This is a genomic window from Alcanivorax sp. REN37 (assembly GCF_041102775.1).
GTDB classification, from domain to species: Bacteria; Pseudomonadota; Gammaproteobacteria; order Pseudomonadales; family Alcanivoracaceae; genus Isoalcanivorax; species Isoalcanivorax beigongshangi.
In genome coordinates this window covers 1,371,451-1,384,873 of record NZ_JBGCUO010000001.1, presented here as the reverse complement: position 1 = coordinate 1,384,873, position 13,423 = coordinate 1,371,451, and the positions used below count along the sequence as shown (strand labels likewise).

Sequence of the window (13,423 nt, the reverse complement as noted above, 5' to 3'; positions counted from 1 at the left end):
ATACGCGAATGATTTTCAATTGTACTTTTGCGGTTCTCGTCCGACCCCTCATGCAGACACTCTGCCTTTTCTGAGGATGCATCCCTGATGGTGACGCTGATCACACGGCGGTTATTGGCTGCCGCCCTGCTGTTTCTTGCCACACTACCGCCGGCCAACCCGGCTTGGGCCAACAGCGCCCGCCAGTTCGACATTCCCGGCGGACCGCTCGGCACCACCCTAAGTCTGTTCGCCGCCGACGCTGGCATCCTGCTGTCGTTCGATGCCGAACTGACCCATGGCAAGCACAGCTCCGGTCTACGCGGTCGCTTCACCACCAGCCAAGGTTTCGACCAACTACTATCTGGACACGGCTTGTCTTGGCGCCAGACCCGCACCGGCACCTTCACGCTCAGCAGCCTACTGCCACTGACGGACCGCGAGACTCGGCAACTGGGGGCAGTGAAAGTAGAAATCCGCGATGACCTAGCCGATGAGGCGTACCGCAGCGCCGGCTCGGTGAATGTGCTGAACCAGCGTCATATCGAGCGTTTCCGCGGCACGTCGGTGGGCGATATGTTCCAAGGCACACCCGGTGTACTGGTGGGCGAGAACCGCAACAGCGGCGGTTTGGATGTAAACATTCGCGGCATGCAGGGCCAAGGTCGAGTGCCCGTTCTGATCGACGGTAGCCGCCAAGAAACCACCGTCTACCGGGGCTACGCCGGTGTGTCCAGCCGCAGCTACATCGATCCTGACCTCGTCGGCAGTGTGCGCATCGACAAGGGGCCGGTGCTCACTGCCCAAGGCACCGGCGCCACCGGCGGCGTGGTCAGCGTCAGCACGCTAACCGCCAATGACGTGATTGCGCCCGGCAAAGACAGCGGTTTACGACTGCGCGGCACACTGATCGGCAACAATTCCTCTGCTCCGACCCCAGGCACCTTCGCCGGCTACTACAGCCCGCGCAACAGCTACCGCACCGACTGCCGCTTTGCCAGCGACTGCACTCCCGCCCTGACCATGCCAGAACGCTTCGCACCAGACGCTGGTATGGACCGTCCGGGGCTGCTGGACCTGCGCGGCCATGCCGCCAGCCTCGCCGGCGCCCACCGATTCAGTTGGGGCGACCTGCTGGTGGCCTACGCCCAGCGCGACCAAGGCAACTATTACGCCGGCCGGCACGGGCCGACACCTTATATGGTGGTAGGCGATCCGCAGTGGCTTTATTACTACAGTGAAGTGGCAGTGAGCCGTGAAGGGGTGTCGCCGTTCCGCGCCGGGGAGCGCATTCCCAACACCCAATACAGCAGCGACTCCTGGCTGGTGAAAGCACGGCTGATGCTGCCGCAGGATCAGGGCTTGGAACTGAGCTATATCCGCTACGACAGCGAGTTCGGCGAAATGATGCCGTCGCAAATCCGGCTGTTCGGACAAGCGCGTCAGTGGTTAGGCAGTGAGGTACTGAACCAGACCTACACCAGCCGCTACAACTGGAATCCCGCCGGCCAAGATCTGATCGACCTGGATTTCAACGTCTGGCAAACCGATGCCGTATCGCGCCTCAACACCCCCGCCGCCGGCTCGGTGGACCTCGCCAGCAACACCTTCCGCAAGGACGATTACCAGCGCTACGGCACTGACCTGTCCAACACCATGCATTTTTATCCGTTCGGTGAACTGCGACTGGACTACGGCGTGGCGATGCAATGGGAGCGCATGACCACCGACACCCCGGATCCACAGGGCTTTTACGCCGGCGCCCGCAGCGGCAAGCGCGACGAGTTCAGTGCCTTCACTGCGCTGCGCTGGCAGCCCTGGCCGGCCTGGACGCTGGAAGCCGGCACGCGTTTCACCCGTTTCAAATCCCATGACAACAATGCGCTGACGCTGCTGCCTTACGATCCCGCCTGCCGACCCGACGGCGACGGCGGCTGCCTGCCAGTGTATTACCGCAACCGTCACTCTGGCAGCGCGCCGATCGCCGCGCTGACCTGGGAGCCGTTGGACGGCTTGCAATTCTATGCCCGCTATGCCGAAGGGCTGCGCATGCCGAGCCTGTTCGAGAGCACCTCCGGTTGGTCCGTCAGCCCGGTGCTGGATATCCCACTGCGACCAGAACACGCCATCAACCGCGAGTTCGGCACCAGCTATCTACGCCGTGACCTGCTCACCGACGGCGACCAACTGCGGGTGAAACTCGCCTATTTCCGCAACCACACCAAGGACTACCTGACCCGCACCCAGCCCAACGCTTGGGAAGTGGACAAAGGCACCGACTTCTTCCGCATGCGCAATATCGACAGCGCTGATTTCCGAGGTTGGGAACTGAATCTGGAATATGACGCCGGTCGCTGGTTCACCGAGCTCGGCGGCACTCGCTACCAGCACATCGAGGTGTGCAACACCGGCAGCTTCGTGCGCTACCACTGCACCGATTGGGGCCTGCCGCAGAGTTACGTCAACAACATGATTCCGCCCAAGTGGCATGCCAGCGCCACGCTCGGTGTGCGGCTGCTGCAGCAACGATTGGAGCTTGGCGCCCGCGGCACCTTTATGGGCTTACGCACGCCAATCCCGCGTTACAACGCACCGGTCGGTTTCAACCCGCCGGTGCTGTGGCATCGCTACCAAGTGTACGACCTGTTCGCGCGCTACCAAGTCAACGACACCATCGCTCTCGACCTGACCGTGGATAACGTCACCGACCGCTACTACCTCGACGCCCTGAGCCTAGGCGTGGTGCCGGCTCCCGGCCGCACCGCGCGCTTCAGCGCAACCCTGCAATTCTGATTTCGGCCTGTTCCTGATACGGAGAACCTTAATGACGCGTTTCCTCCCCCTGATCGGCACCCTCGGGCTCAGCCTGATGGTGACCGCCTGCGGCAGCAGCAGTAGCAGCAGCTCTGCACCGACGCCGCCGAAGGCAGAAATAACACTGCTGTCACCAGCCGACACCACCTTTTCGCTGGGCCAAGGCCCGGTCACGGTGCAGCTGGACGGCAGTCACAGCAGCAGCCCGCGGGATGCCACGCTCAGCTACAGCTGGAATTTGGTCGCCGCACCCACCCACAGCAACGCACAGCTGGATAACAGCGACGGCACCCTCGCCAACTTCAAGGCTGACCTGCCCGGTGCTTATGTCGCCAGTCTGACAGTGGATGACGGCAGCGCTCGCAGTACCGCCACCCGCATCACACTGGATGCCACCAGTCCTTATCCCACCGCCAGCAGCGCCACCCACTACAGCGTGCGGCTCGGTACCGACAGCCTTGGGCTCGATGCCTCGGCCAGTACGCCACCGACCGGCGAATCCGGCCCGCTGGATTACAAATGGTCATTGGGGCTAGTGCCGGAAGGCAGCGGTGCTTACCTGACCCAAGCCGAGCAGGCGCTGGCAACATTGCATCTTGACCTGGAAGGCGATTACCACCTGCGCCTAGTGGTCAGCTACCAAGGCACCGAAAGCGCGCCGGTTGAAGTGCGGGTGACGGTGTCCTCCGGCAACGCACCGCCGGTGGCCGTAGCCGATGACATCACCATTACTCGCGGCAGCGAAGTGGTGCTCGACGGCAGCCGCAGCTATGACCCGGATGGGGAGCCGCTGGAATATCGCTGGCGTTGGGCCAGCACCGCGACTAGCCCCAAGCACTTACCAATTCCTGAGTTGCAGGGCACCAACACCGACACGCTGCGTTTCACGCCGGAAGCCGTGGGCAACTACTACTTGGTGTTCTCGGTGTTCGACGGCACTTGGAAAAGTGAAGAGCAGACCGTCACGGTGACGGTGCAAAAGCCGGCTGACGCCGACAACCTGCCGCCGGTGGGCGACCTGATCACGGTGGCCTACTTCCCCACCAACAGCGTCAGCAACCAACAGGAAGTGGGGCTGCGCGCCAACTTCGTCTTCGAGGGCTATGATCCGGACGGCGATGCCATTGAAATTATCGACGCCGAGCTGGTTAGCAAGCCGGCCGGCAGCAACGCCACGCTGGATTCGATCGGCGCTTGGGAGCCGCTGGGCCGTAAGATCCAAGTGCTCGACAAGGTCGGTGACTATCAGGTGCGCATGACGTTGTCCGACGGTACCCATACCATCACCCGCGACGCCACCATGACCGCGCTGGTGGGCAACGTGAACCGGCGCCCGGATGCCGGCGGCATCGACATGGCCTCCGGCTCCGTGTTGGTCGGCAACCCGCTGGTCTTCACGGCCACCAGCAAGGACCCGGACTTGGATCCGCTCACCTTCACTTGGGAACTGGTGGACCGACCGGATAACAGTCAGGCCGTGATCGTGCCAGTGCTGGAGCCGGAAAGCCGTGAATACCGCCGCGCCCACGTGGTTACCGATGTGCCCGGGCCGTACCGCGTACGGGTGCAGGTGAAGGATGACCGCGGTCTGGAAGGCATCACTCCGCGCGAAGTCGGCGGCATGGCTAAACTCAGCAACAGTGCTCCAGAAATCCGCTATGTGAGCTGGCAGCGCAACTGGGGTAGTCTCGCTCCAGGCCAGAAGTTTGTGCAGCTGTTGCCCTGCATGTCGCTGCTGTTCCGCCCGGTGGTAGTGGATCTTGACGGTGACAGCTTCGAAACCCGCGAGCAAATGTTGAGCGCGCCGGAAGGCGGCGATTACACCAGCCTCTCTTACGCCCAAGATGCCTGCCCGAACATGCGCGGCAACGGCTTCACTCAGCCCGGCACCTATGTGTTCCGCTACGAAGCCAGCGACGGCATCGACGATGCCAAGCCGTATGATTTCACGGTAGAGATCGAACCGATGGCCAATGCCCGCGGTGTGCTGCTGCGCAACCTCGATGGCGACGGCGACGCACTGCTGCACCCGCTGCCCTACGAGAACCTGCCGCCTTACGGTTACGACTTTGTTGGGCGCCCAGCCCCCGTCACTAAACCGTTGCAGTTGGCTTGGTCACTGGAAGCTCTCGACAGCGACTACACCATCGTTGACGTGGAAACTCGTCACATCAACGGTGGCTTAGCCTCACTGACACCCTGGTTTGAAGGGCTTGAGGAAGGCACCGTGATCCGCCAAGGCGACAGCCTGTCGTTCCAGACCTGGCTGCCGGCGGTGCCCTGCTTGCGCACCGACGACATGGCCGAAGGCTACCACCTGTCGTTCCGCATCAAGGAACTGCCGGACGTGCACTTCATTTATGAGAACTGGATCGGCGGCCGCAAAGGCATTCTTAGCCAATGGCAGGAATGCGCGCCGGGCGAACTGGAGTAATTCCTCGCATGATTCCGGCTGCCATGGCGGCAGCCGGAGCCCTTGCCGCCGGCTGCGGCAGCAAGGCTTTCCAGCGGGCTTATCCGAGGCAAAAAAAAGGGCCTCAGAGGGTGAGGCCCAGAAAATACACCACTAACAGTTAGCGGTGCGCGCTACAACTGATCACCCACGTGAGGGCTCGTCCTGGTCGTCATCGCGCTGTTCAGACTGCGCTTCTTCCAGGGCTGCTGTCAGCTCGCGTACCCGCGCCTGCAACACTTCCATCTCACGCTTGTTGGGAATACCGAGACGGGAAAGCGCTTTGTTGAGGCGTTCATCAAAGGCTTTCTCCATCTTTTCCATGGTCTCGCCGGTACGGCTACGGACCTTCTCCTTGATTTCCTCTACCCGCGCCTCAGAGAGATCACGTGTTTTGGATTCCAGGTCCTTGCCCACATCCACGAGCACATCGAAAAATTTGCTGCCCTCTTCTTCTGCCCGGGCAAAGGCACCCAAGCCAGCAAGCCAGATCTGGTTCGTGTACTTACGCAGATCAATAGCACCGCCGCTGAGGCGAGCCATCTTGGCTTTCTGGTCAAGGGTTTCTTCATCATCGTGCTTGTGATCAGACATATTTCTCTCCGAAACAATGACTTCACAAGCCAATGCAGTACTCACTTACAGGTCGACAGAGTCGAAAAAATAACAAAACAGATCAGCGCAATAACATTCGATCTGGGCGCTACTCTATCGACCTGGTTCACACTGGCTTGTTGTTATCGTCAGACAATCTGACATAAATATGTAAAACGGCGTTTCTTATTCAGCCCAGCAACGATGAGCCGAACACTACGAACAACTGCAACACCCCGGCGGCAAAGCCGAGCCCGCCACCAATCATGATCAGGATCCATTCGTCCTCTTGGAACGCCGGCCGTAACAACGACTGGAATTCCTCTGATGACAGCATCCCCATGCGCTCGCGCATGATCCGTTCGACGATGGCCCCCCGTTCCTTATTGAACTGGGTGTCCTCGAACGGAATCACCGCCAAATCCACAGCTTTCTCTTCCACCGCGCGCTTCAGGTCAGCATAGCCACCCGGGCCCACAGTCAGTTGTGCCGCGGTGCGGACCACGCCGCCTTCCAGTAGCGGCCGCATGTGGCGCTTGATCAGTTGTTTGGTGCGGTCTGCCTTGGGGCCGTTGAGCACCTGATTCATGATGTTGCGCAGTGTCACCACCTCGGTGGTCGTGAGTCGAGCAAAGCTCTCAGCCACGTCTTTCTGACGACGCAAGAACAGACCCTGAATGCGGAATGGCCCCACCCGCACCGGATTCAGCGGGCGGAAGATGATGTTGAGCGCCATCCAGTTGGTGGCCGAGCCAACGATGAAGCCGAATATCGGCACCATCCACGGCTGCGGCACCAGCAGCATCACCGGAATCTGAATCAGGCCGAACATGAAACCGAAGTAAAAGCCGGAATGGATTACAAAGCGGAACTCGGGCTCACCGACTTCGCGGAACATGCGCACCATCAGCGCTCGGTCCTGCTCCATTTGGCTGCCGATCATGTACTTGAGATCCACCAGTTCTTCCACATTTTTACTGATGTCGTCGACCAAGTTGTCCATGATCTCCGGCACCGCGCGGCGGGCGCGGCTGTAAACCCGGCGCCGCACCAGCAGCGGCAGGTTTTCCCACAGCACGGCGTTGCGCTCGGTCATCACCTCGTCGGTGTATTCCTCAATGCGGCCTTGAATGCTCCGAGTCAGGTGGGCAGAAATTTTTTCCGGTTCCATCTGTTGGAAAAACTCGGAAATGCTGCCGATCTTGGACAGCGTCTGGTCTACCAAGATACCGGCCATCTTCACCGCCCGCTTGGGGATGATGCCCTGCCAACCGAGAAACGGCGGGATACCGAAGAACTTCAGCGGGTAGAACGTCATCTGTACCGCGATCCAGTTGGTGAACCACGCGATCAGGCCGGCGATGAACGGCACGCTGACGTATTTCCAGAAATCCGGATGCGAAAAGATCGAACTCAACATGACTGCAGTTCCCCATCCTGAGGATCATTATTGTGGCGCGGGCGGGACGCGCTGACTGCCTGGACTGGCCCCAGCGCTGTAAAATTGGCGCAAGTCAACGGTGATTCTCCGGCGGCGCGATAGTATAACGGAGCGGTAAAAACCGGTAAGTATTTGCGGATAAGTGGTCGGCGACCAGTGCTTTTGCGTAACCTGCCCGATATGACCGATCCACATCCTGACCAGCTCTGAGGACAGTTCTCTGACGCCCATGCAAGAACGTTCATCTTCCCTCACCCACTTCTTGGTGCTCGGCGCGCTGGAAGGCTTGCTCAACCAAGTGGCGGAGCATGACCCGCGCGCCCGGGCACGGCTGGCAGCGCTGGACGGCACCGTAGTGCGGGTGCGCTTGGACCGGCCACAACTTATTTTCTATGTGCTGGTCCACGCCGACGGTGTCGAGCTGATGGCCGACTTCGAGGGCCATGTGCATGTGCGCATCCGCGCCGCCACCGGCGCCTTGATCCAATGGGCGCTGGCGCCGAATGCACCCTTGCCGACGGAAGATCGGGTGCGCATTCTCGGCCCGGAGGAGCGTATCGAACTGCTTACCGCAGCGGTCAGCGAATTCAGCCTGTGGCAGCTGGTGCGCCAATGGCTTGATGCCCACGTACGGCTCAATGACCTGCTGACCTTGGTACGGCGGGAAGACCCGGTGTGGCTGGAACGCCTGCATGCTTTGCCGCAGCAACTCGACCGGCTGGGCGAAGAACTCGCCCACCAACGTCTGCTGCAGGAAGACACGCTGGCCGCGCTGGGCAAGTTGCGGCGCGACCTGCGCCACGCTCAGAAACTCGATCTGCTGTTCCTGATCTTGGCACTGGCGCTGCTGTTTGGCGCCTTCGCCACCCTCACCGGCCAGCTGCCGTTGGTCGGCTCGCTGTCGTTGGTACTGCAGGTGGTGGGCCTGGCCAGTCTTGGCCTTACGCTGGTGGCATCGCGACTGCTGGCGCGCTAAGCGCTCAGTCTTCGTCACGGGGACGACGCTTGCCAAACAGCTGACCCAGACGCTCTTCAACGATCTCCACACTGGTGCGGGCGATATTGCGCGTGGTGCCTTGCAGCACTTCACGGGTGGGTAGCGCGGTGACACCACCGACGATGCCGCGACGCACCGCCGCTTCCACTTCCGCAGCAATGGTTTCCGCCGCTTTTTCCGCCTGCTCAGTGAGCAGACCGCGGATCTCACGGGCCATGCGCGGACGCACCACCAGTGTCAGCCACGCCGCCAGCAGCACCAGCGTCAGCAGTGAGGACGTCGCGGCGATGGCCAGCATCCACATCAAATCCATGGGTTTCTCCTCGGGACTCACACCGCAGCGCCCTCGCCACGGCAATCCACGCGGCAATTATGGGAAGCTGTGGCAGCCCCGGCTATGACTGGTGCGCACCCGCCTGCGGGTACCCAACGCCAATGGCGTCCTCAGAACCCTTCCAGCACACACTTGCCGTGGTGCTTGCCGGCTTCAAGGTCAGCATGGATGGCACGCAATGACGCGGCATTGATTCGGCCACCATGGTGAGTGCGAGTGCTGCGCAACTGGCCGGCTTCGGCCAATCGGGCCACCTCCGCGAGAGTTTGTCCCTGCGCTGCCAGATCCGCCGTACCGAATAACGCACGGGTGAACATATATTCCCAGTGCAGACTCAAGCTCTTGCGTTTGAGTTTGCCAATCTGGAACTGTTGCGGGTCGTCGATCAGCGCCAATTGCCCGAACGGCGCCAGTATCTCGACGATGGCGTCCAGGTGCTGATCAGTGTGGTTAAGGCTGATCACCCGCGGCACGCTGGCAATGCCCAGCGCCCGCACCTGTGCCACCCAATCACCGTGATGATCGACAACGTGGTGTGCACCCAATGCCTGCAGCCACTGCTGGCTCTGCGGGCGCGAGGCGGTGCCGATTACCGTCAGGCCGGTACGAGCGCGCAACAGCTGCACCAACATGGAACCTACGCCGCCGGCGGCACCAATAATGACCACCGCACTGCCCTGCTCGTCCGGCTGGATAGCGAGACGGTCAAACGCCAACTCCCAAGCGGTCAGCGCCGTCAGCGGCACCGCCGCCGCGTCGGCATCGGACCAAGACGCCGGCGCCTTGGCAGCAAGCCGGTAATCGACACATTGCAGCTCGGCATTGCTACCCTGTCGCTTCAACTCGCCGGCGTACCAAACCCGATCGCCAGGTTGGAAACTGCTCACCTGCGCGCCGCAGGCCACTACCGTGCCCACGGCATCCCAGCCCAGCACACGCTGACCCGATGTTGGGATCGGCAGGTTGCGGCGCACCTTAGTGTCCACCGGGTTCACCGACACTGCTGCCACCTGCACCAACAGATCCGTTGCCGTGGGCAGCGGCGCCGGCAACTCAAGGTCCAGCAACGCGTCGGGATGATCGATCGGATGGTTGGCGGTGATGGCCACGGCTTTCATATCGCTCTCCGAGTCAGGGTTTGCGCGCCACCAGCGTGGCCCGGCGCGGGGCCGGGTAGCCCTCGCAGGTGCGCTGCGGATCAGCAGGGTCGAGGAAATCTGCCAGTGACTGGAACTGCATCCAATCGCTGGCGCGTTGCTCTTCCAGCGAGGTCTGGTTCACGTCCACAGTCCGCACGTCGGTGAAACCGCTGCGGCGCAACCAACGTTCCAGCAGTGGCACACTGGGCAAAAAGTAGACATTGCGCATTTGTGCGTAGCGATCTTCCGGCATCAGCATCTGCTGGTCATCGCCCTCCACCACCAACGTCTCCAGCACCAACTCACCACCCGGTACCAGCGCATCACGCAGCTCCAGCAGGTGGTCCAGCGGTGAGCGGCGGTGGTACAGCACGCCCATGGAAAACACCGTATCGAAGCAGGCGCTGGCCGGGGGCAGCTCTTCCATGCGTACCGGCGCCAGCCACACCGGCGCCGTCGGCGCGTAGCGTTTCAGCGCAAGAAACTGCATCAGGAACAACAGCGTCGGGTCGATACCGAGCACCCAGCGAGCACCAGCTTCCCACATCCGCCAGCAGTGGTAACCCGACCCGCAGCCCACATCCAGCACCCGCCGTCCGGCCAGCGGACTCAGGTGTGGCAGCACCCGCTGCCATTTCCAATCAGAGCGCCATTCGGTGTCGATGGTGCAATCGAACAGTTGGAATGGACCTTTGCGCCACGGCATCAGTGTTTGCAGATTGGCGCGCAGCGCCGGTAGGTTCGGCGCCACACCCGCTACGGTGACGGTATCACCTGGCAGCAGCGTCGCCGGCCCGGCTGGCAGCGCAGCCAGTGCGGACAGCCACTTGTCCTGATCACCGTGCGGATGCCGCACCAACCGCTCACGAGCCAATTCATCCAACGCCGCCGCCATAGGTGCCGGCAGCACTTCCGCGCAGGCCTCATGTAAGGCATCGCAGTAGGCCTTCATGCCTTGACCGCAAGCAGTGACATGAAATTGAAGCAGCGGAACCAGACATGCACGCTGTCAAAGCCTGCAGCCTGCAGCCGCTGGCGGTGGGTGGCGAGCGTCTCCGGGATCAGCACATTTTCAATGGCGGTACGTTTCTGGCTGATTTCCAGATCGCTGTAGCCGTTGTTGCGTTTGAAGGCATGGTGGAGCGCCTGCTGCAGGCTGTCCTCCGCAGCGTCTTCGAAGCGGATTTTCTCCGACAGCACCAAGATGCCGCCTGGCACCAGCGCTTCAGCGATGCGCGCCATCAGGGCATCACGGTCTGCCAACGGCACGAACTGCAGGGTGAAATTGAGTACGGCGACCGAAGCATTGGACAGCTCGGTGCTGCGGATGTCCTCGCAGCGCTGCTGCAGCGGTTGGGTCAGCCCAGCCGCCCGCAGCAACGCCTCGGCGCGCTCGATCATGGCGGCAGAGTTGTCCACAGCTACCAATTCGCAGTCCTGGTGCGGCAGCAGCGCGCCCATCGCCAGCGTCGCCGCGCCGAGCGAACTGCCGAGGTCATACAGGCGCGTGCCCGGGCGCGCGTAGCGGGCAGCGAACACGCCGATCATGTCGATGATGGTGCCGTAACCCGGCACCGAGCGACGGATCATGTCCGGGAACACCGAGGCCACCTGTTCATCGAAGCGGAAGCCGACCACCTGGGCGCGCGGCTCCGCGTAAATGCGATCTTTCATCGGCACTCCGCAGCTGTCTGAATCGGCGCCATGATACGCGCCGCTGTCACGGACTTGAATCGCGCCGCCTTACTCTAGCCCCGGCTCCCGCACCGCCACCGCTTGGTGACGATGCCAAGCAAGACTGCGGCCGTGATGTAGTGTGCGATACAGCCAGCGCATGGCGTCAGTGCGAGCAAACTGTACTTCCACCGAGGCCGCATGTCGGCGTGCCACGTCCAAGGTGCGACGGCGGTGCCGGTCGAGGCGGCGGCGCAGCAAGGCCTCTGCACGATCAAGCCGCAGTAGCAGCGCCTTGTCCACCGGCCCCTCGGCCAGCCGCCCGAGCAGCCCTCCTACCAACGTCGCTGTGCGGCAGATGCCAGCATCGCCGCGCAGCACCGCCGTCGGCGGCACATTTTCCGCACGCTGACCAAGCCGCCTTAAGTGGTCGGTCCAGTGCATCAGTACCCCATAGCGCTCCACCTGCCCGGGCACGTCGGTGCTCACCGGCACCTGGATCAGATAACGCTCAATCTGTGCCAGCATCATCGGCGCGTTGACCGACAGCGCCGCCACCGGCTGGCGCTCCCAGTCGCCCCCCAAGGCTGACGCCAGCGCCTCACACCAGTCGCGGGACAACTGCCCGCAGGCGTCCTGCACCGCATCCAATGAGGCGCCGGCATCTTCCAGCAGCGCCGCGTCCGGCATCGATATACCGGAGGATTGCTTGTCCGGCGCCACCCAAGCGATGAAACGGCAAAAGGGCTCCAGCAAGGGCAGGAACAACACAATCCCGAGCACACTGAACCCGGTATGGAACAGCGCCAACGCAGTCTGTTCAGCGCCGCCGGTCAGCCACAGCGCCGCATCCGCCGCTGGTGTCAGCATGAACCCAACCATCGCCGCGGTACCGAGGTTAAAGAACAGGTGCGCCAGCGCCGTGCGCCGCATCGCCACCGAGCCGCCAATCGACGCCAGCAACGCCGTGAAGGTGGTGCCGATGTTCAGCCCCACCACCACCGCCGTGGCCTGCTGGAACTCAATACTGCCGTTGCCAAGCAGTGTCAGCGTGATCGCCACCCCGGCACCGGACGACTGCAGCAGCGGCACCAGTGCCATCCCCAGCACTACCAACAGCGCACGACCAAGTAGGCTGTCATCCGGCATTTCGGCCGGCAGCAACCAATCCACGGCACCGGACGCTGCCGCGTCCTGCATCCACTCCAGCCCCATCAATAGCAGCGAAGCGCCGGCCAGCACCCGGCCCCACAGCACGGTGCGGCCGCGTCCCAGCAGCGCCAACATGGCACCACCAAACAAACTGGCGGCAGTCCAGCGCATTAAGCCGTCCGCCTGCCCGGCTCCGGTCACCAACCAACCCATCGAACTGGAGCCGAGGTTGGCGCCGAACACCACCCCCACCGACTGCTGGAATGTCAGCAACCCGCCGCCCACGAATCCCACCGTCATCACCGTGGTCGCGGTCGAACTTTGCAGCAGCGCCGTCACCCCAGCCCCCGTGGCGACGCCCATTAGTGGCGTCCCGGTGGCGCGCGCCAACCAGCGGCGCAGGCGCTCACCCGCCACCTCCCGCAGCGCATCAGACAGGGTTTTCATGCCAAACATGAACAGGCCGACCCCGGCCAACATGCCAAGCACTGCGTCGAGCATAGTTAGTGACTCCCACAACGGCAGACGCCGCGGCCCGGACAGGGTGGCGCGGCGAAGACAACAATCGAATTGAACAACCGGGAAAAAATGGTGGGCGGTGCCAAACGGAATGTTCTCACCCGTTCGCTAAGCAGCGATCATCAGCCGCTGCTGCTGACTTGTCCATCCATCGACGGCGTCGAAGGCCGCATCGAGCAACACAAATCATCCACGCAAAAAAAATCCAACCACTTTTCAGTGATTGGATTTTTTGAATTTGGTCGGGACGGAGTGATTCGAACACTCGACCCCTTGCACCCCATGCAAGTGCGCTACCAGGCTGCGCTACGCCCCGACATTTGCGACC

Annotated in this window: 10 protein-coding genes and 1 tRNA gene; 3 read left to right on the top strand and 8 right to left on the bottom strand. The window is 62.2% G+C overall.

Annotated features, from left to right (window positions below; genetic code table 11):
• The first annotated feature begins 87 nt into the window (after nucleotides 1-87).
• Together AB5I84_RS06195 and AB5I84_RS06190 are read left to right on the top strand one after the other, a co-directional pair.
• Entirely contained in the window at nucleotides 88-2,772 is a 2,685-nt protein-coding gene (locus AB5I84_RS06195; RefSeq protein WP_369454986.1) for a TonB-dependent receptor, read from the top strand.
• Between the two features lie 31 nt (nucleotides 2,773-2,803).
• Complete coding sequence (locus AB5I84_RS06190; RefSeq protein ID WP_369454985.1) at nucleotides 2,804-5,227, top strand: PKD domain-containing protein; 2,424 nt, start codon at nucleotides 2,804-2,806, stop codon at nucleotides 5,225-5,227.
• 162 nt (nucleotides 5,228-5,389) lie between these two features.
• Here AB5I84_RS06190 and AB5I84_RS06185 read toward each other — a convergent pair whose 3' ends face one another.
• Both AB5I84_RS06185 and AB5I84_RS06180 read right to left on the bottom strand, forming a co-directional pair.
• Entirely contained in the window at nucleotides 5,390-5,839 is a 450-nt protein-coding gene (locus tag AB5I84_RS06185) for a phasin family protein (protein ID WP_369454984.1), read from the bottom strand.
• A gap of 190 nt (nucleotides 5,840-6,029) precedes the next feature.
• Nucleotides 6,030-7,259: a DUF445 domain-containing protein gene (locus AB5I84_RS06180; RefSeq protein ID WP_369454983.1), complete on the bottom strand. Its 1,230-nt coding sequence runs from the start codon at nucleotides 7,257-7,259 to the stop codon at nucleotides 6,030-6,032.
• Between the two features lie 250 nt (nucleotides 7,260-7,509).
• On the opposite strand from AB5I84_RS06180, the gene AB5I84_RS06175 reads away from it, so the two are divergent.
• Nucleotides 7,510-8,256: an SCP2 sterol-binding domain-containing protein gene (locus tag AB5I84_RS06175; protein ID WP_369454982.1), complete on the top strand. Its 747-nt coding sequence runs from the start codon at nucleotides 7,510-7,512 to the stop codon at nucleotides 8,254-8,256.
• 4 nt (nucleotides 8,257-8,260) lie between these two features.
• On the opposite strand, the gene AB5I84_RS06170 is transcribed toward AB5I84_RS06175, so the two are convergent.
• The 6 genes from AB5I84_RS06170 to AB5I84_RS06145 all read right to left on the bottom strand — a co-directional run bounded on the left by AB5I84_RS06170 (nucleotide 8,261) and on the right by AB5I84_RS06145 (nucleotide 13,411).
• Nucleotides 8,261-8,590: a hypothetical protein gene (locus tag AB5I84_RS06170; protein WP_369454981.1), complete on the bottom strand. Its 330-nt coding sequence runs from the start codon at nucleotides 8,588-8,590 to the stop codon at nucleotides 8,261-8,263.
• A gap of 131 nt (nucleotides 8,591-8,721) precedes the next feature.
• The gene (locus AB5I84_RS06165) at nucleotides 8,722-9,729 is read right to left on the bottom strand and encodes a zinc-binding alcohol dehydrogenase family protein (protein ID WP_369454980.1); all 1,008 of its coding nucleotides are present in this window, start codon (nucleotides 9,727-9,729) and stop codon (nucleotides 8,722-8,724) included.
• A 13-nt stretch (nucleotides 9,730-9,742) separates the two neighbouring features.
• On the bottom strand, nucleotides 9,743-10,702 hold the full coding sequence (gene cmoB, locus AB5I84_RS06160; protein ID WP_369454979.1) for a tRNA 5-methoxyuridine(34)/uridine 5-oxyacetic acid(34) synthase CmoB: 960 nt from the start codon (nucleotides 10,700-10,702) through the stop codon (nucleotides 9,743-9,745).
• Nucleotides 10,699-11,424 (bottom strand): carboxy-S-adenosyl-L-methionine synthase CmoA, encoded by a 726-nt coding sequence (gene cmoA / locus AB5I84_RS06155; RefSeq protein WP_369454978.1) that lies wholly within the window; start codon nucleotides 11,422-11,424, stop codon nucleotides 10,699-10,701. The genes cmoB and cmoA overlap by 4 nt, the downstream gene beginning before the upstream one ends.
• 69 nt (nucleotides 11,425-11,493) lie before the next feature.
• Nucleotides 11,494-13,077 (bottom strand): Na/Pi cotransporter family protein, encoded by a 1,584-nt coding sequence (locus tag AB5I84_RS06150; RefSeq protein ID WP_369454977.1) that lies wholly within the window; start codon nucleotides 13,075-13,077, stop codon nucleotides 11,494-11,496.
• A gap of 257 nt (nucleotides 13,078-13,334) precedes the next feature.
• Nucleotides 13,335-13,411, bottom strand: a tRNA-Pro gene (locus AB5I84_RS06145).
• Between the last annotated feature and the right edge of the window lie 12 nt (nucleotides 13,412-13,423).